General features: G+C 58.1%; 15 protein-coding genes. 5 read left to right on the top strand and 10 right to left on the bottom strand.

Translation table 11 applies throughout. The annotated features are described in order from the left end of the window. Positions 1 to 51 precede the first annotated feature (51 nt). Together GSQ77_RS12970 and GSQ77_RS12965 are read right to left on the bottom strand one after the other, a co-directional pair. Entirely contained in the window at positions 52 to 1,302 is a 1,251-nt protein-coding gene (locus tag GSQ77_RS12970; RefSeq protein ID WP_174246427.1) for an AAA family ATPase, read from the bottom strand. Continuing rightward, positions 1,302 to 2,078 (bottom strand): hypothetical protein, encoded by a 777-nt coding sequence (locus GSQ77_RS12965; protein ID WP_158902628.1) that lies wholly within the window; start codon positions 2,076 to 2,078, stop codon positions 1,302 to 1,304. Before GSQ77_RS12965 ends, GSQ77_RS12970 begins: the two co-directional genes overlap by 1 nt. Before the next feature lie 276 nt (positions 2,079 to 2,354). Between GSQ77_RS12965 and GSQ77_RS12960 the strand changes: the two genes are divergently transcribed. From GSQ77_RS12960 to GSQ77_RS12950, 3 genes are all read left to right on the top strand, one after another. Next, entirely contained in the window at positions 2,355 to 3,815 is a 1,461-nt protein-coding gene (locus GSQ77_RS12960) for a TonB family protein (RefSeq protein WP_158902625.1), read from the top strand. A gap of 168 nt (positions 3,816 to 3,983) precedes the next feature. After that, positions 3,984 to 6,281, top strand: coding sequence for a TonB-dependent siderophore receptor (locus GSQ77_RS12955; RefSeq protein WP_158902622.1), 2,298 nt, complete (start codon positions 3,984 to 3,986; stop codon positions 6,279 to 6,281). 116 nt (positions 6,282 to 6,397) lie between these two features. Next, positions 6,398 to 7,831, top strand: a complete 1,434-nt coding sequence (locus GSQ77_RS12950; protein ID WP_158902620.1) for an MFS transporter — start codon at positions 6,398 to 6,400, stop codon at positions 7,829 to 7,831. Here the strand turns inward: GSQ77_RS12950 and GSQ77_RS12945 are convergent. Beyond that, positions 7,806 to 8,690 carry a PTS sugar transporter subunit IIA gene (locus GSQ77_RS12945; protein ID WP_254067572.1) on the bottom strand — a complete coding sequence of 295 codons (885 nt, stop codon included), beginning with the start codon at positions 8,688 to 8,690 and terminating at the stop codon, positions 7,806 to 7,808. The two genes, GSQ77_RS12950 and GSQ77_RS12945, sit on opposite strands and share 26 nt — an antisense overlap. A 248-nt stretch (positions 8,691 to 8,938) precedes the next feature. On the opposite strand from GSQ77_RS12945, the gene GSQ77_RS12940 reads away from it, so the two are divergent. After that, the gene (locus GSQ77_RS12940) at positions 8,939 to 9,643 is read left to right on the top strand and encodes an antibiotic biosynthesis monooxygenase (RefSeq protein ID WP_158902617.1); all 705 of its coding nucleotides are present in this window, start codon (positions 8,939 to 8,941) and stop codon (positions 9,641 to 9,643) included. Positions 9,644 to 9,666: 23 nt separating this feature from the next. Here the strand turns inward: GSQ77_RS12940 and GSQ77_RS29790 are convergent, their stop codons facing one another. From GSQ77_RS29790 to GSQ77_RS12910, 6 genes are all read right to left on the bottom strand, one after another. Then, on the bottom strand, positions 9,667 to 11,217 hold the full coding sequence (locus tag GSQ77_RS29790) for a methyl-accepting chemotaxis protein (protein ID WP_158902615.1): 1,551 nt from the start codon (positions 11,215 to 11,217) through the stop codon (positions 9,667 to 9,669). Between the two features lie 217 nt (positions 11,218 to 11,434). Further along, positions 11,435 to 12,130 (bottom strand): 4-carboxy-4-hydroxy-2-oxoadipate aldolase/oxaloacetate decarboxylase, encoded by a 696-nt coding sequence (locus GSQ77_RS12930; protein WP_158902612.1) that lies wholly within the window; start codon positions 12,128 to 12,130, stop codon positions 11,435 to 11,437. Positions 12,131 to 12,139: 9 nt separating this feature from the next. Further along, positions 12,140 to 13,165 (bottom strand): amidohydrolase family protein, encoded by a 1,026-nt coding sequence (locus GSQ77_RS12925; RefSeq protein WP_158902609.1) that lies wholly within the window; start codon positions 13,163 to 13,165, stop codon positions 12,140 to 12,142. Between the two features lie 53 nt (positions 13,166 to 13,218). Continuing rightward, the gene (locus GSQ77_RS12920) at positions 13,219 to 14,469 is read right to left on the bottom strand and encodes an MFS transporter (protein ID WP_158902607.1); all 1,251 of its coding nucleotides are present in this window, start codon (positions 14,467 to 14,469) and stop codon (positions 13,219 to 13,221) included. 33 nt (positions 14,470 to 14,502) lie between these two features. Next, positions 14,503 to 15,273, bottom strand: a complete 771-nt coding sequence (locus GSQ77_RS12915; RefSeq protein WP_158902604.1) for an IclR family transcriptional regulator — start codon at positions 15,271 to 15,273, stop codon at positions 14,503 to 14,505. Between the two features lie 94 nt (positions 15,274 to 15,367). Then, positions 15,368 to 16,150, bottom strand: coding sequence for an SDR family NAD(P)-dependent oxidoreductase (locus tag GSQ77_RS12910; protein WP_158902601.1), 783 nt, complete (start codon positions 16,148 to 16,150; stop codon positions 15,368 to 15,370). Between the two features lie 196 nt (positions 16,151 to 16,346). On the opposite strand from GSQ77_RS12910, the gene GSQ77_RS12905 reads away from it, so the two are divergent. Next, positions 16,347 to 17,237 (top strand): AraC family transcriptional regulator, encoded by an 891-nt coding sequence (locus GSQ77_RS12905; protein ID WP_158902599.1) that lies wholly within the window; start codon positions 16,347 to 16,349, stop codon positions 17,235 to 17,237. A gap of 188 nt (positions 17,238 to 17,425) precedes the next feature. Here the strand turns inward: GSQ77_RS12905 and GSQ77_RS12900 are convergent. Then, positions 17,426 to 17,767: hypothetical protein (locus GSQ77_RS12900; RefSeq protein WP_367889662.1), on the bottom strand; the 342-nt coding region annotated here is incomplete at its 5' end.

Here is a 17,767-nt window from a genome sequence, read left to right as displayed (position 1 = left end):
GCCTCCACAGAGACTTTCCGATGCCGTTGATAAGGTCGAGGCTGTTCGAACTCATTGTTCCGGCTTGGCGATAACGCCACCCTCCACCGATACGAGAGTCACCTTGGTATGCCCATGCTGCTTTGCGTCGATGAGGGTGTCGGCGAGAGATTCTTCGACAGCACGCACGAGATCTCTTGAGGAAGCCCCGGCTCCGATCCGCTGCTGGCGTCGCATCATGTCAAGCAGGATATCTGGGTCGATACCTTCAGCAGCGACCTCCAGCCCGTAGCTTTTGATCATCGCTTCGATTTCCAGCGCTACCACACGTGCAATGTCCAGACCGGAAAGTGACTTGAAGACAAAGATCCGATCGATGCGGTTTAGTACTTCAGGTGCAAACCCTGCCTCGCGTAGTGCATTTGTGGATGCACGCCGTAGTTCGTCTGCGTCGCTTGCAAACGTGACGCTCAACGACTGCAAGTCATCCGTTGCTGCATTCGTAGTCAGGATGAAGATCGCTCGCGTGGTCGATATTTGCCGACCATCGGACGCCTCGGTGACAAAACCGTCATTCCAGGCCGTGAGAAAATTCTTGTGGATCTCGGGGTGAGCTTTCTCGATTTCATCAAGCAAGACAACCGCGTCAGGGGTGTCGCGCAGAGCCGCAGTTAGTTTGCCGTAGGTATTCGAGCCAACGTACCCTTTGGACGCGCCGAATAACTGCGTAGCCGCGTGCGCGCCACTTGAAAACTGCGTCATGTCAAAGTGCAGCAGGCGGCGCTCCAACTCTGCCGCAAGGCATTTCGCCAGATAGGTTTTTCCTGTCCCTGGAGGCCCCGCCAGAATGAATACGCCAATCGGCTTGTCGCGCTGCCTGAGTGCAAGCCGACGACGGATTTGCGCCGCGATGTCGTCACAGACTGCATCCTGGCCGATGATCTTGCTTTTTAGCGAAGCAGCCAGCTTCTCAGAGTCAATAATCTGTGGCCCAGGATCCTGCTCGAGTTTCTGCTCAAGCACTCGCCGATTCGTAAGTCTGTCAAGTGCATCCATGAACCACCCGCCTTTATTAACATCGAGATTTTTGCCTTGTTGCCGATCGTGGAAATAACCTGCAAAGGTTAGAAACCAGAAAGCGCTGGCAACGGCGAACACACCCCACGCATGAGCGCGCAAGAAAGTCGCAACGTTATGTGCGTAGCGTTCGAACTGGGCGAGATCAGGACTATGCTGAAAAAAGAACTGGGCCACCGCAATGCACGCCATGACAATGAAGGCCAGGGGAGCAAATCGTGTCGCGAATGAATTTAACCCTCGCATCAGTTTGTCCTGACGTTCAAAGTCAGCACTTGGCCGACGCTCATGATGGGCAAAATCGCCTGCGCCGATCCCGAAGCTAGACCCACCGTGATACCGCCACCATCACCATCTCTGACGCCCGTGATGCGTACCTGTCCGTTTGCAGGAACCGGGATCGCAAATGTAACGCCGCCACTAGTCAATGTCACCGTCCGCGAATAGCCTGCGCTATCTATGCGAACGACGTCCCCATCCTCTACGTCGGTATCCCATAGGCGAACCCATGCGAGGGTCATTTGAGAACCGTTGCTGGCTAAAGACGTAGAGCGCGATGGCAACGCATCGCTGGCAACGGCCGGTGAATGGTCCGCAGGGGCTGGCGCGGCGCCCGTGTCCGACTTGCCCTGTTCTTCAGGCGGATGGGACGAACTGATATCAGAACCAGCGGGCGACGACGCGCTCGGAACTTGACCGATTTCAATCCGGATTTTTGCTTCATCGGCCGAGGCCAGATGCATCGTATTAATGGCACCGGGAATATCCTTCGCGACCACTCTCGATACCAGCAGAAATTTAAGGGAATTGAAAGCTTCGATGCGTGCCCTTTGATCGGCATCGCTGACGTCATCGCCGGAAGGCGATGCAAACAAATGAGTCCCTGAGGTATATAAGGCACCCGCCGCGATCAAGCCTGCAAGCACCGCAGTTGCTAAAGCGGATTTAGTAAATATTGAAAGTATTTTGTAATGATTATTTGCCTGCGGAGTTTGCTCAAAGTTTGGTCTTTCAAAGGCCATTGGGAACGTCATCCCGAAGTGTTATTTTGTGCAGGCTTTCGATTTTTAGCACTCAACCGCTTTGCAACATTAAAGACAGGATACCGCGAATCCCTGGAAGCTGGGAACTCGAATGGATGTTAAAACGCTTAAAATTCTGAAATGCAACTGCGGTGTTTTTCTTTTTTTGCCGCAAATATCAGTGGGAATAGACCGCCCAGCGATCTGAATTACGCGGCAGAACCTAGTTCGCGTGTGCTAAATTCCAGACATTGAAGAATGCGACTAAAAAATAAAATGAAAGCATCGGCCATACTGCACACTACGCGCCTTTTTGCCTGCACCGGAGTATTACTCTTAGCTGCATCGTATGCGCCGGCTCAGCAGTCTGGATCCCGTGCTCCTAGTGCCCAATCCAATCCTGCGGCTTTTGCCGATGCGCTCACCCCGACCCATGGAGGGTCCTGCGGCACACAGATCCCGACCTATGACGAGCTTCAGCCCGAACAGGGGGTGAGCGGCAGCGTCCATATCACGTATGTAGTCAACGCGGCGGGTCATATCGATCAGGTTGTCGTCGATAGAAGCAGCGGCTATCAAAAATTCGACGACGCAGCTCGCAACGCCATACTTCGGGCAACCTGCACGCCTTATGTAGTAGACGGTATTGCGCGTCGCGCTGTGCATCAGATTACGATCGACTTCGCCCCCCATCCGCCGTCGGCGAATCAGCGCGGCACAACGTCAATCGCCAATCCTTCATCTACAGCGGCGGAGTCAACCGCATCCTCACTTCCATCACCATCGAATGAGAACAGTCAGGATGCGGCTCTTCGACAGCTTAATATCGCACCCAATTCTGTCGCTGCCTCCCAGGTTGAACGTTGGACGCAACGCGCCGACGGCGATCCTGATATCCGGCGCTTTCTTGGGCCTAATATGGCCGGCCTAGCGGCCCTAAATCCGTCGATGCGCACAACTTTTTTCTCCGACGGAGAGCTAAGACTTTCGCCAGAAGATCGAAGCAGGCTTGTCGAATTGACGGTGAACGCGCTCGACAGCGCGCCTTTGGATTGCGGTGGCGTCGAAAGGCAGTCACGCCTTGCCACACACTCGCTGCAGTTGGCAGAAATGTCTGACAAAGATCTCGCGACCTATTTGGACGTCAGATTCGCAGTCATTAAACGAACGGCACTGGGGCTCCCCCCTGCTCAGGTCACGGAGGACCAGCGCACCATAGGTATCTTGACCATGATGCAGACCCTGCAAGGCCTGATACACGGTGATGCCGACGCCGCGCGAAATGTGGCCGAGATAGTATCGCACCTGAAAGATAGCCCACCCGAAGTCTGGTGCAAGAACGCACGCACTTTCTTTCGGGCGGTGCTGGCTACACCTCAGCCCTACCGCGATTGGATGATCCTGGCGGGTGACACGAGTTCGAAAGCCAGACGTGCCATAGCGCACGGAAGTGCAAAAATCGAAACCATATCGCCCCAGACCATCGCGTCGGTCGTGCTTACGCGGGTCACACGCAACATAGCGTGGCCCAGTTATCCTCTCGATGTGGAAGCAGCGATAACGATACGCTGCACGCCGGCCGGAGCGTTGCTTTCCGAAACCATCTCCCGAAGCAGTGGCAACGCTGCTTGGGATGCTGCCGTTTTGCAGGCGGTTCAGGCATCGAGCCCATTTCCGGTGCAGGAGGATGGCGTCACACCAATGGTATTCAATATCGTACTTCGATCTGCGGGTTAGCCGTTGGGAGTAGAAGCACACACGCCCGATTCCGATGCATGCCCGCCCGGGCATCGTAAGTCACTATCCAAGGACAAAAAATCTTTAAGAAAAAGTGAGGGGATTTGAATTCTCAATCGGCATACAGGATAGAAGTCCCCCGCCCTCATGCTTCTTGGAGAACCTGTCATGTCCCATCTTCGCTCCGGCGCAGCCATAGCGCGGCTGCGCAGCCGCGCGCTTCCTGCCAGCCCGCTCAGGCCGTTGGCGTCAACGATACCCGGGCTTATGTTCCTGCTTGCGCTGGGCGCCACGCTGCCCGCCACCGACGCCCGCGCGCAAAGCGCCCCCGCGCAGCAACAGGCACAGCCGCCCGCTTCGACCAATCAAACCGCAGCGCCGGCCAATGACACGACCTTGCCTGCGATCGTGGTCAAAGCGACCGCAGTGGCCCCCGATAACGTCAACGATCCGAATCAAGTCTCCGCGTCCAGCAAGACCGGTACGAAGCTCAAAGATATCCCCGCGAACGTCCAGGTCATTCCACGTGCCCTGCTCAACGAGCAGGGCGCCAATTACCTGCGCGATAGCGTCAGCAACGCCAGCGGTATCAACGTGGGCGGCCAAGATACCAAAGGGTATTACGATCACTTCTTGATCCGTGGCCTGAATGCCCAGGTTTATAGCGACGGCTTTTCCGACGGCGACGCACTAGGCGGCATTTCACACTCGCTCAACGGCGTCCAGCAAGTCGAAATTCTCGAAGGACCCGGATCGGCACTGTTCGGCAGCGGGCCGCCGGGAGGGACGATCAATATCGTTCATTACACGCCGTCGCCGGATCTGCACTACGGCGTTAGCGTGGAAGGCGGCTCGTTCGGCACCGTCTCGAACAGCGAGTACATCACCGGCCCGACTGGCATTTCCGGCTTGAATTACCGAATCGATAGCACGTTCGAGCATTCGGACGGGTTCCGCAGTCTGAGTAGCCATGATTACGAGGCCCGGCCATCGTTCGAGTGGAAAGTGGATAACCACACGATCGATTTTGCACTCGATGCTCGCAATATTCATGAAACGCCAGACTCCTACGGCCTGATCTATTTCCATGGCTCGCCGATCACGGGCGTGTCTGACGACGCGAAGTACTCGACGCCGTTCGCCTTCGCCCACGAAAACTACGTGCGCCCCACGCTCACGGATCAGTGGAAAGTCAGCGACATTCTGACGATCAACAATCGACTCTCTTACTTGCATCGCTCGCTCGACGTTCTAGGGAACGGCGACAGTACGAGCACGAAAATCAGCGGCGACCAAGTGGTCGGTCGACAGCTACGCGAGCAGACCGACAACGACAACAACCTCGACTACCAACTCGAGCCCGTCTGGAAGTTCGCAACCGGCAGTGTTGGGCACACCCTGCTGACCGGCTTTGAGTATCAGCATCAGACGATCAATACGCAGCGAAGCACCGCCGATCTGCCCAACATCGCCAATGCGTTCGCGCCGGTACCTCCCGAAACGTCCTTGGCCGGCCTGACGTTCCTGTGCGATGCGACGCATTCATGCGACGACGATCACTTATCTGCTGATTATTACAGCCTTTACGCCACCGACCAGATCGATGTCACCGACAAACTCAAGATCCGCGCAGGCGTACGCAAGGATTGGTGGGACACGTCGCTGACTCCGCTTATTTCCGTACCCGGGCGCTTCGGTACCGCAGGTCAACCGTTGCTGGCCGGCGTGACGGACTCGCGCAACGATGCCCCCGTGAGCTGGAACATCGGCGCGCTGTACAAAGTCCTTCCGTGGATGTCGCCATATATCGGCGTGTCGAAAAGCCATTTTGCGAACTTCAACTCGGAAAACACGCAGAACGGCATAGGCGCCCCGGAATCGGCATTGCAGTATGAGGCCGGGATCAAATTCTCATTCCTCGAGAACCGGTATGTCTTTAACACGGCCATCTTTGATGTTTCTCGCGATAACGTTGCCTCGCTGACGACCATCAACTCCATCGAGACGGTCGTCTTTGACAGCCAGAAGACGAAGGGCGCCGAGGCGTCGCTGGATGCGAGCATTACTGACCAATGGCACCTTCTCGCGAATGTAACGGACCAGCACGCGGTGATCACCGATAACCCACAAGGCATCACGTCAGTGGGCAACCATCCTCAGGGCGCCCCGGCATTCATGGCCAATCTGTGGACGACCTATCAGTTCTCGATTGCCGGCATACCTGGATTCCACGTCGGCGCAGGCCTGAATTACGAAGGCAAGAGTTATAGCGATATTACCAACGTCAATTCGATCCCGTCCTATGTGATAGTGAACGCCGCTTTCGGCTATAAGGCAGCGCACTGGGGCATCGACCTCAACTTGCATAACATTACGAACCGGCAGTATTTCGTCGCAGCCAATGCGGCTGGAGCGTATGTTGGGGAGCCGTTGGCCGCCTTCGTTACTGTCCGTGCCGATTTTTAATGGCTTGATCTAGCGGGGCGTGGCGGTCTATCAGCCGAGCGCCCCGCCCTACACTGCATCGATTTTTTTATCGCTTCATAATACGGCTGAAGCGATAAAAACCCACGGATGCGACCATGACCTCAGTTCCAGACTGCCCTAGCGATGCCGCTTCGGCAGAACAATGCGCGCCCAAACCGACACGCGCCTGGACAATCGGAGTGGTGCTGGCCGTTTCCTTAGGCTTCGTCATGGCCATGCTCGACGTCACCGTCGTGAACGTGGCGCTCGGCAGCATCCAGCAGGAATTCCATGCGCCGCTCTCTGAGTTGGTCTGGGTAATCGACGCGTACACGCTCACCTTCGCGGCGTTGCTGCTGCTAGGTGGCGCGCTGGCGAACCGGCTCGGCGCGAAACGCACCTACATGATCGGTCTTGCCTGGTTTGTCGCGGCGTCGGTGTTTTGCGGCATCGCCAGTTCGGGCGTGATGCTGATTGCGGCGCGCTTACTGCAGGGTATCGGCGCGGCGTTCTTCATGCCGAGCTCACTGAGTTTGTTGACCGAGTCGTTTCCCGATCGCGTCACCCGCACCAAACTGCTGGGCATCTGGGGCGCTATCGTCGGCATCGCCGCGGGATCGGGCCCCTTCGTTGGTGGCCTGCTCGTCTATAACTTCGGCTGGCGCAGCATCTTTTACCTCAACTTGCCCATCGGCATCCTGGGCATCATCCTGACTTCCCTGTTCTTGCGTCCCTCGTTACGCAAGGCCGATGTATTCGATCTCGCGAGCCATGCGTTCATCATGGTTGCACTGGCAGCACTGAGCTTCGTGCTGATCGAAGGCCCCACGTTCGGCTGGCTTTCGAAATGGATACTCGCATCGGCGGCGATCGCAGCGCTCGCATTCCTCATGATCCTCATGCGTGAGCGCAGTGCTGCCCATCCTGTCATTCCTCATACGCTTGCGCATAACGCGCCGTTTTGGGCGCTCAACGGCATGGGCTTCCTCGTCAATTTCGTGATCTTCGGCGAGGTCTTCCTGGTGAGCCTGTATCTCCAGAAAGCCCACGGCGCCAGTGCGCTTGTCACGGGGATAGACATGCTGCCCATCATGGGCATGTTCTCGATCCTCAACGTGAGTTCCGGCTATTTATCGAACCGCTGGGGAGAACGGCATGTGATGTTGATCGGCCTTTCGTGCGCCATCATCGGAACATCGTTTGCCGTGCTGATCGGTGGCGGCGTGCCTTATTGGATGCTGATCGCCCCGATCGCGCTTTGCAACGCGGGCATGGGCCTCGCGATTCCCGCGATGATCACGGGTGTCATGCACGAGGCAGGTAAGAACGACGCCAATGTGGGTGCGGCCACGCTCAATGCAAATCGTCAGATCGGAGCGCTCGCCGGCGTCGCGGTCATGGGCATCGCCTTGCATTTGATCAGCAACTGGACCGTCAGCATACGAGTCGGCTTCGGCGCATTCGCCTTATGTTTTGTCCTCGCGTTCGGGCTCATCTGGTGGCGAATTCCCCACCGAGCGGCCGCTACGCTAAAGAATGCGCAGACATAAGCTCATCATGATGCTCGAATAACTGCTGCACCGAGTGCGCGTCGCTGCAAGCATGGAGCTGGTCGCGAAAATGGTGGTCGCAGAAGCATTGTGCGATCTCCGCAAGCAGGCGCAAGTGCACGCCGTTAGCCCACTCGGGCACCAGCAGGATGATCACGTCGCTCACGGGTTGCCCGTCCGGCGCATCAAATCGGATTGCCGTGGCCGGGCGCACGTATAGCGCCAACGCCTGGCGCAAGCCTTTGACTCGACAGTGCGGCACCGCAACCCCCTGCCCCAGCCCCGTCGAACCCAACACCTCGCGTGCCTCGAGGCTGGCGGATACACTCTCCGCGGGCAGCGCATACCGCTCGCAGAAGAAGCGTCCAGCATAGTGGAAGAGCGCATTCCGGCCACCGACGTGCAGGCCAAGCAGCACATGATCCTGCGAGATCAACTCGCCGATGCCAGGCTCTTCGGCCTCGGATTTTTTCGATCTCATCAAATCGATGCGCGGCCGCGAGCGGGCTTCAACATGCGTGAAATTGCGCCATGCGTCGCTCGCCGCGTCCGGAATTTCCAGCAATCGGCCGAATTGGGCGGCTGGCGATATGCGCGTGATGCGTTGCATCGCCCCTTTCACCTCGCCCTTGGGCAGATAAAGCGATAAACGCATCCGGGTGCCATGCAGTGGCGTGACGCGTATTGTCCACGGCTGATCGCCGCAGTCGCGGATCAGCGCTTGCCTGAGCGGCGTCGCGTGCTGTGCGTCGACGGTGACATGCATGATCACATTGCGTCCCGATTCGAGACGTTGGCGGGAATGAACCGAGGCGTTGCCCAATCCGAGGAGAGCCCGCAGTCTTGCAGCGAAGCGCATCAGATAGCCTTTGTCGTATATTTCTCTACTGCAAGGCTATCCAAGATCGCGTTAACACAGTGTAAAAAAAGCACACCTTGTCATCATCGTGACGCAATTGGGGAAGCATGAGCGATGAGCGCAGCGACAGTTCGATCCGGACCGAATCGACGGTCCGCAGCGGCGGCGTAATCTATGCCAATATCGGCACTGTCCGGTGGCCCCTATCGAGACCACCTGCACGAGGAGCCTGAACGAGGAGCAACCGTATGTTTTCAGTGATTTTCGAGGTTCATCCGAAATCGGATCGGTGGGATGCCTATCTAGGCTACGGCAAGTTGCTTAGACCGGATTTGGAACAAGTAGAGGGGTTTGTCGACAACATCCGCTACCGCAGCCTCGCCCGCGAGGGCTGGCTCCTGTCGCTGTCGAGCTGGCGCGATGAGAAGGCGCTGGTTCGCTGGCGCACCCAGGCGGTCCATCACGGCGTGCAGGAGAAAGGTCGCTCCGAAGTCTTCCTTGATTATCATCTGCGGGTCGGCCAGTTGACGGGCGACTCGCGATTGCCCGAAGGCTGTGCCCTGCACGAACAGCGCCTTGACGAGACCCAGACGGGCGAAGCGACCACGGTGACGCTGATCGACGCCACGCGTCCACCCGAGTGGGTCGAGAAGAGCAAGCCTGAGGATGTCGCCAAGTGGTTGGGGCTGGCGCCTGACGCTTCAGGCCTGACTTCCTGGGACGTTTTCGATGCCGTGCTCACGCCCGGTGAAATCATCCTGCTGATGTCCTGGCGCGATCAAGGCGCGGCCGCGGCGTTCGAGGCATCGGCCCATCTGCCCGAGGGCGCGAGACTGCGTCGCGTGCGTGTCATACGCGACTACGGCATGTTCGACCGTCGCGAGGCGCCGCAATATTATCCCGACGCAGTACTGTCTGACGCAGTACCAGCTGAACTACGCGCCGGCAAGTGAAGCACGATGCGTGAGAAGCCGCGTTAGAACTTCGACGTGCGCTCGTCCACTTTGAAAACCGATACCGCTTCACGCAACGCGTGCGCTTGTTCGGCCATCGAATGCGCAGCCGCCGAAGCTTCTTCGACCAGCGCGGCGTTCTGCTGGGTCACCTGGTCCATCTGGCCGACGGCTTGATTGACCTGCTCGATACCGGTGCTCTGCTCGAGCGACGCCGACGAGATTTCATTGACGATGTCGGTCACGCGCCTGACCGACTGAACGATTTCGGCTATCGTGTTCCCCGTTTCCTCGACCAGTTTCGAGCCTGCGTCCACCCGATTTACCGACTCGCCGATCAGTTCCTTGATCTCCTTGGCCGCCGTTGCACTACGTTGGGCCAGTGTGCGCACTTCGCCCGCCACCACGGCAAAACCGCGCCCGTCTTCACCGGCGCGTGCCGCCTCGACTGCTGCATTCAGCGCGAGGATGTTGGTCTGGAACGCAATGCCCTCGATCACGCTGATGATCTCGGCCACCCGCGTCGAACTGTCGGAGATACCACGCATGGTGTCCACAACCCGACCGACCACCTCACCGCCCCGCTGCGCGATGCCCGACGCGGCGTCGGCCAGCTTGCTCGCTTGTTGCGCGTTGTCTGCGTTTTGACGCACGGTCGCGGTCAACTGCTCCATGCTCGATGCGGTTTCCTGCAAGGATGCGGCCTGTTCCTCGGTGCGTTGCGATAGATCGGTGTTACCCGTCGCCAGTTGGTGAGTCGCACTTGAGATAGACAGGCTGGCTTGCTTGACGCCCCCGACAATATGAGCCAGTTGAGCAATCGCCCGGTTCAGCGAGTCGGCCAGCATGCCCACTTCATCTTGCCGAGTCACCGCTATCTTGATGGACAGGTCGCCTTGCGCCAAAGCGTCGGCGCCTTCAACCACACGCTGCAACGGCCGCACGATAGAGCGCGTCACCAGCGCGCACAGAGTCAGCCCAATGACCAAAGCCAACGCCGCCAATCCCCACAGGACCGCGCGCGCCATCGCATACGAGTCGACGCTGTCCTGCACCGCGGCGTCCATTTCGCTTTGCTGAAAATCCAGAAATTCGTTTTGCGCCTTGAACAACGCGGTTTGCATAGGCACGATGGCAAGCATCGCCGCGTGCGCCCCGTTGGTGTTATGGAGCGCCAATTGCGCGTAGATAGGTTCGAGTGCCGCTGCGTAAGGCGTGCGCACTTGTACAAGATGATCGTAGGCGGCGTGCTCGGCGTCCGTATTGATCCGGTCTTGCAGCGCCTTGTAGAGCGCCGCATTTTTCTTGCGTTGAGCCTGGATTTGATCGACGTCGGCCTGTTGCGCTTCGAGCGTCGTTTCGTCGAGTGCGCGGTACGCCCAGAGATTGCCCAGGTACGCACCTTCCTTGAACTGATTCGCCAGCGCCACCTTAACCGCGCGGTCCTTGACGATGGTTTGCGTATTCGCATTCATGCGCGCCATCAGTAGGCTGACCGTCACGCAAATCGCCAACAACAAAACCAGCACCGCCCCAAAAGTGGCGGTGAGCCTAGCCCCGATCTTATTCAACATGTTCTGCGTATCCAGACTCTACAGACCAGATAACTTCGGTCTTTTACCGCCGACCAAACCGAGCCCAGGCTGTAGAAGAAGCGTTTATTTTAATGTTCGTGAAGGTCCGGGGCAGATAATAGAATGCAATTTAATGTCGACACAAGCGAAATAGTTTTTTTGCAACGCAATGGAAACGTAAGGAAGTTAATTTCCTTTCGTTCCCATTGCCAATACCTTAATCGATATATTTCAGTCCCATCTTTTCCAGCATCTCGCGCATCTGATACATATCGAGGCCGAGCTCTCCTGCCGTAAAGCGTGCACGCTTCGCTCCCTCTGCGGCCTCACGTTTCTCGGCCGCATCGGCCACTTGCGCCGCGACTTCGCGCGGCACGACCACCACGCCATCGTCGTCGGCAATCACGACATCGCCCGGGTTGACCAGCGCACCTGCGCAAATCACCTGCACGTTCACCGAACCCAAGGTCGCGCGTGCGGTTCCTTTTGCACTGATTGCGCGCGAGAAAACCGGAAATTGCATCGTGCTCAGTTCCTTGACGTCGCGCACGCCCGCGTCAGTGACCAAGCCGACCGCACCGTGCGCGCGATACGACGTCGCCAGCAACTCGCCGAACATGCCGTCCGCGTTCTCCGCCGTACATGCAACGATCACCACATCGCCTTCGCGGATTTGTTCGGCCGCCACGTGCAGCATCAGATTGTCGCCCGGCTGTGCCAGTACCGTGACTGCCGTACCGCACAGATGCGCACCCGTATAGATTGGGCGCATATACGGCTTCATCAAGCCGCTACGCCCCATCGCCTCATGCACCGTGGCAACGCCGAACTTGCGCAAGCGCTCGACAATGGCGCGCTCGGTGCGCTCGATGCCGCGCTTTACGATGCCAAGATTGTTCATGGAAGGATTCATTGCTGCTCCTTAGCGGCCTTGTGCCGCAAGTGTGGTATTCAGGCGCGGGTACACGCGACGCGCGTTCCCCTCGTAGATTTTGTAGCGATCGTCCGCGCTCAGCTTGGCCGCTTCGATGTAACGCTTCGTATCGTCGAACGCAAAGCCCGTGAGCGGGTCGATACCGCGCACCGCGCCGATCATCTCGGAGGCGAACAGCACGTTCTCGACCGGCATGACCTCGGTGAGCAAGTTGATGCCGGGTTGGTGATACACGCAGGTATCGAAGAAAATGTTCTTCAGCAAATGCTCCTGCAAATCCGGCTTCTTCATCTCCTGCGCGAGTCCGCGAAAACGTCCCCAGTGGTACGGCACCGCGCCGCCGCCATGAGGAATCACGAACCGCAGCGTCGGAAAATCCTTGAACAGGTCGGACGTCAGGCACTGCATGAACGCCGTGGTGTCCGCGTTCAGGTAATGCGCGCCGGTGGTGTGGAAGCACGCGTTGCAGCTCGTGCTGACATGAACCATCGCGGGGATGTCGTACTCGACCATCTTCTCGTAGATCGGATACCAGTAGCGGTCCGACAGCGGCGGCGAAGTCCAGTGCCCGCCGGAAGGATCGGGATTCAGGTTGATCGCGACAAAGCCATATTCGCGCACGCACTTCTCGAGCTCGGCGATGCAGGTCCGGATATCGACGCCTGGCGACTGCGGCAGCATCGCCGCACCGATGAAATGTTCCGGGTACAACTGTGCCACGCGGTGACACAACTCGTTGCAGATCGCCGCCCACGTGGCGCTCGTGTCGAAGTTGCCGATGTGATGGGCCATGAAGCTCGCACGTGGCGAGAAAATCGTCAAATCGAGGCCGCGCTCGCGCATCTTCTTCAACTGGTTTGTTTCGATGCTCTCGCGCAACTCGTCGTCGGAGATGCTTAGCTCGGAGGCTGACGGCGCTGCCGTCGCACCGTCGAGCGACGCGATCTGTCGCTTGCGCCAGGCTTCGAGCGCGGGTGGCGCAGTCGTGTAGTGGCCGTGGATGTCGATAATCATGGGCGTATCTCCTTCATGTTATTGAGGTGCAGCGTCAGGTCTATCAGGTCAGGTCAGTTCGTTTCGGGAACAACGTTCAAGTCGCGCCCCCGCGTCTCGGGCAGCATGAATGCGGCCAGCACGACGAGGAAGTACGCGGCGCTCGCGCAGACTCCCATTGCCGCACCCAACTGCATTTTTGCGCTGAGCAGGCCGACCATCGTCGGCATCACCGCGCCCAGTGCACGCCCGGCGTTGCCGCACAATCCTTGTGCGGAGCCGCGGATGCGCGTCGGGAACAGCTCCGCGATATACGCTCCGGTGCCGGCTGCGGTGCCCGATTGCAGCGTGCCGAGCACGAAGCCGAGCAATAGCGTCACCGTCAGGTTGATCGGCGCGAGTGTGTACACACCTACCGCGACGGCCTGGCAGCAGGCGATGATCATGAAGGTCTTGCGACGTCCGAATGCGTCGGCCATCCAGCCGTTCAGGAAAGCGCCTGCGAAGGAACCCAGAATATTGATCGCGAGGTAGCCGCCGATGTTGTTGATCGACAGGTTCAACACCAGCTTCAGATACGCGGGCAGCCACGTGATCATCACGTAGTTGCCGCCGTAGATACCGAAGGTCAGCAAGATCGCTTTCAGCGTGGTCGCGCGGCTAGGTCCGGAAAACACCTCCCACATGCTGACCTTGTCGCGATTTTTCTGCGCTATCGCTTGCTGGCGCACGTATACCGGCGCTTCCTCGATATTGCGGCGGATCCAAAGCACCAGCAAGGCCGGCACGATACCGAGCGCAAACAATATGCGCCATGCGATGCCTGGTTGAACGTAATTGAACAGCACCGTCGACATCAGCACAGCGATGCCATAGCCGATCGCCCAGCCGGCTTGCAATGCACCGACCACGCGGCCGCGGAACTTCGGACCGATGGTTTCGCTGATCAACACCGCGCCCACGGCCCACTCGCCACCGAAACCGATGCCTTGCAGGCTGCGCGTGAGCATCAATTGCCAGAACGAATCGGTGAACGCGGACAGGAAGGTGAACAGCGAGAACCATGCGATCGTGACTTGCAGTATCCGCACGCGTCCGTAGCGATCTGACAGGATGCCGGCCGCCCATCCGCCTAATGCCGCCATGATCAGCACCGTGGTGCCGAGTATGCCGGCTTGGCCGCGGGTGATGCCCCACAACGCGATTAGCGTGGGAATCGTGAGCGCGTACATCTGCGTGTCCATCGCGTCGAGGCCCCAGCCGCTGAAACAAGCCCAGAACGTACGCTTCTCGGATTTCGAGAGGTGGGTGAACCATTGAAACATTGTCTACGTCTCCTTGTTTAATGCTTTTTTTTATTAGGCCGCGCCAGGTGCCGTGATATTGGCGGCAGCGACGAGTGCAGCGGCGTCGCCACCGAGCAAGTTGGTTGCGCGGGCCGCGAACACCAGCAGCCGCGGGCGGTACCGTTCCATTTCGGCAGCGCTCATGCGGCTCGTCGGTCCGACGATACCGAGCGCGCCGACGAGACGTTGCTGTGCGCCAAACACCGGCGCCGAGATGCCGGATGTTTCCGGATCGCGCTCGCCGAAAGAGGCGTAGCAGAACGTCTTGCGAATTGAGTCGTAGGGCTCGCCTTCCTCACCGGAGAATGCCAACAGCACTCGGCCGCCGGCGCCACGGTCAAGCGGCTGAACGTCGCCCTGTTGCACCTCGGCGCGAATCGAAAAGCGGGATTTGATGCGGTACAGGCATACGCGATGGTCGCCTTCACGCACGTGAAATGACACGGCCTCGCCGAGTTCGGCGTTCAGCTCGCGCATCGGCGGCAATAGGACGTCGCCGAGGTTGAGGCTGGATTCGTAGTGGGAACTGAGGTTCAGCGTGGCGGAGCCGAGCCGAAAGCGACCGTCGTCGAGCCGCATCAACAGCCTGTGATGGCAAAGCGCCAGTGCGAGACGCAAGAGCGTGCTTTTGTACAAACCCGTACGCACCGATAGCTCGGTCAGCGTGAGCGGCAGGTCGTCGCGCCGGAAGGCAACCAGAATCGCGACGGCCCTGTCCAGGACATCGATACCGCTGGCTGACACGCCTAACGGAGCTTGGGTGGTGCTACGCGATCTTGCCACGGTAACTCACTGTTGTTCTATCTGATAGAACTTGCGTTCATTGGATAGAACTACTTTACCGATATTAGGCAAACGCGTCAACGCATGGGCGCGATTACAGCAGCACCCCGCCCGACACCTCGATCCGCTGTCCGTTTACCCAGCGATTGTCATCGCAGAGTAGCGACGCGATCATTGGGCCTATGTCGTCGGGCAGACCCACGCGACCCAGCGCCGTTCCTTCGGCGATCATGCGCTTGAGGTCCGGACTGTTGCGCACCTTGCCCCCGCCAAAATCCGTCTCGATCGCACCGGGCGCGACCGTGTTCACGGCAATGCCGCGCGGACCCAGTTCTTTGGCGAGATAGCGCGTCAACACCTCAACCCCACCCTTCATCACGGCATAGGCTGACGAGCCGGGATTCGTGAAGCGCGTGAGGCCGCTGGAAACATTCACGATGCGGCCGCCGTCGGCGATCACGGGCAAGAGCTTTTGCGTCAGGAAGTACACGCCTTTGAGGTGGATGTTCACCATCTCGTCGAAGGCTTGTTCTGTTGTCTGCTCGAATGGCGCGTAGTGCCCCGTGCCAGCATTGTTGACGAGCCAGTCGAACCGGTCACGCCCGAAAGTCTTGGCAAGCGCTTGCTGCACTTGAGCGACAAACGGATCGAAGGAGGAGACGTTGCTTGCGTCCAACTGAAGCGCGGTGGCTTTGCGACCTTCGGCCTGGATTGCGGCGACAGCAGTGTCGGCTTCGGTTTGATTGGAATGGTAGGTGATGATTACATCGACGCCTTTCTTCGCGAGGTTCAGTGCCGTGTTACGGCCTAGACCACGGCTGCCGCCTGTGACGATCGCAAGTTTCGTCTGTGACGGGTTCGCAGTTTTATCTGTCATCGCAGCATCCTTAAGTGAGTTTTCAAGTAGTCAGTCTACGTTTGGGCAGCCGCCGTGCGAATACCCGATCTTTCGAATTTCTTGCCTGATCCTACAGTTTCTATGTTCGTACGCCTTCTACATTTCCCGCTATGCTGTGGGCTTCAATCTTCCACCGTATGTGTTGAAAGGTGGCCTCCTCGGTTCGGAAATCGCAATGTCAGAAAATTTGGTCGAAGTTATCAGCAGACATATGGACGCTAATGGCGGTGATGGTCTGTTCATTACGCCGATCGACGGCCTGTTTCTCATGCGTCGGGCCCTCCCGGCCATACCAGCTCATCTCATCTACAGACCTGCCCTTTGCCTGGTGGTTCAAGGTGGCAAGTCCATATCTATCGGTAAGAAAGTTCTGGACTATACGGCGATGCAAGCGCTGATCGTAAGCGTCGAGCTTCCTGCGTTTGGCCGCGTCACGCAAGCTAGTGCCCAGCAGCCCTTTCTTGGTGTTACCGTCGAATTCGACATCGGCGTGATGCGCGAAGTTATGCAAGAACTGGATGCTCCGCCGAAGCCCAACGGGACCGCCGGTTTAGGCGTGTTCGTCAGCGACTGCGATGGGCCTTTGGCCGATTGTGTGTTGCGGTTGATACGATTGCTCGACACGCCCAATGCGATTGCGGTGCTTCAGCGAGCGATCATGCGCGAGATTTGCTTTTGGTTGCTGACCGGGCCTCATGCCGGTGAGGTCTGCAAAATTGCGCTGCCGAATAGCCACACGCAACGTGTTGCTAATGCGATTTATGTGCTGCGCGATCACTATGCACGCACGGTGCGAATTGAGGAGCTGGCCGAAGCGGCGCAGATGAGTCCGTCATCTTTTCATCAGCATTTCAAGGCGCTGACTTCGATGACGCCGTTGCAGTATCAGAAGCAACTGCGGCTGGTTGAAGCGCGCCGTTTGATGGCGGACGATGCGGCCAATGTGGAAACTGCGGCTTATCAGGTTGGGTATGAAAGTGCGTCTCAGTTCAGTCGTGAGTATTCACGGATGTTCGGGACGCCGCCTAAGCGGGATGTGGCTGCGTTAAAAGCGATTGGGAGTTGAGGTATTTGGGAGTGGCTCGACAGCGTCGCCGGATATGATAAATGTCGCGTGTGCCAGCGCGTGGTCGCTCAATTTCGAGGCCCGGTCAGTAGGCATAGCCATGAAAGTTGTCGTCCGGAATACCTTCTTTGAATTCGATAGACCCGTTTTCGTTCCAGATCACGTCGCCTCCTATTCCTCCTTAACGATCAATCAATGGAGGGCGGAGGAGTCGGTGACCAGTTCGTCGGTTCTTCCGTCGTGATCTGAAGCCGCTCGCGAAGTTCGAGGTGCTCTCTTGCATGGCACATATATGCAATGCCTCCAAGCTTGCGGGCATCTTCATCGGTGATCGGGTCGCTCGAATGTTCTGGTGCATCTGGCGCCGCATTCAAAATCACTGCCCTGTCTATCGAGGCTTGTACATGCGCACGCGGCACGACACAGAACTTCACTTGCTGCGTAACTTCATCATAAAAGCTAATAAATGCGAACTCTCGCTTGCTCATAGGCATTCTCTGCAAAGCTGATAGTCTTCGAACATCCGTTGC

The sequence above is a fragment of the Burkholderia sp. L27(2015) genome (genome assembly GCF_009765705.1).
Classification (GTDB): Bacteria; Pseudomonadota; Gammaproteobacteria; order Burkholderiales; family Burkholderiaceae; genus LMUX01.
Note: the sequence above shows the minus strand (reverse complement) of the source record. Positions and strands in the feature narration are given on the sequence as shown.

What these genes read in the sequence shown, in the direction of transcription:
- GSQ77_RS12920 (WP_158902607.1), bottom strand. Translation starts at nt 14,469, where the DNA reads ATGTTTCAATGGTTCACCCACCTCTCGAAATCCGAGAAGCGTACGTTC.
- GSQ77_RS12925 (WP_158902609.1), bottom strand. Translation starts at nt 13,165, where the DNA reads ATGATTATCGACATCCACGGCCACTACACGACTGCGCCACCCGCGCTC.
- GSQ77_RS12970 (WP_174246427.1), bottom strand. Translation starts at nt 1,302, where the DNA reads ATGCGAGGGTTAAATTCATTCGCGACACGATTTGCTCCCCTGGCCTTC.
- GSQ77_RS29790 (WP_158902615.1), bottom strand. Translation starts at nt 11,217, where the DNA reads ATGTTGAATAAGATCGGGGCTAGGCTCACCGCCACTTTTGGGGCGGTG.
- GSQ77_RS12960 (WP_158902625.1), top strand. Translation starts at nt 2,355, where the DNA reads ATGAAAGCATCGGCCATACTGCACACTACGCGCCTTTTTGCCTGCACC.
- GSQ77_RS12905 (WP_158902599.1), top strand. Translation starts at nt 16,347, where the DNA reads ATGTCAGAAAATTTGGTCGAAGTTATCAGCAGACATATGGACGCTAAT.
- GSQ77_RS12910 (WP_158902601.1), bottom strand. Translation starts at nt 16,150, where the DNA reads ATGACAGATAAAACTGCGAACCCGTCACAGACGAAACTTGCGATCGTC.
- GSQ77_RS12965 (WP_158902628.1), bottom strand. Translation starts at nt 2,078, where the DNA reads ATGGCCTTTGAAAGACCAAACTTTGAGCAAACTCCGCAGGCAAATAAT.
- GSQ77_RS12945 (WP_254067572.1), bottom strand. Translation starts at nt 8,690, where the DNA reads ATGCGCTTCGCTGCAAGACTGCGGGCTCTCCTCGGATTGGGCAACGCC.
- GSQ77_RS12930 (WP_158902612.1), bottom strand. Translation starts at nt 12,130, where the DNA reads ATGAATCCTTCCATGAACAATCTTGGCATCGTAAAGCGCGGCATCGAG.
- GSQ77_RS12955 (WP_158902622.1), top strand. Translation starts at nt 3,984, where the DNA reads ATGTCCCATCTTCGCTCCGGCGCAGCCATAGCGCGGCTGCGCAGCCGC.
- GSQ77_RS12940 (WP_158902617.1), top strand. Translation starts at nt 8,939, where the DNA reads ATGTTTTCAGTGATTTTCGAGGTTCATCCGAAATCGGATCGGTGGGAT.
- GSQ77_RS12950 (WP_158902620.1), top strand. Translation starts at nt 6,398, where the DNA reads ATGACCTCAGTTCCAGACTGCCCTAGCGATGCCGCTTCGGCAGAACAA.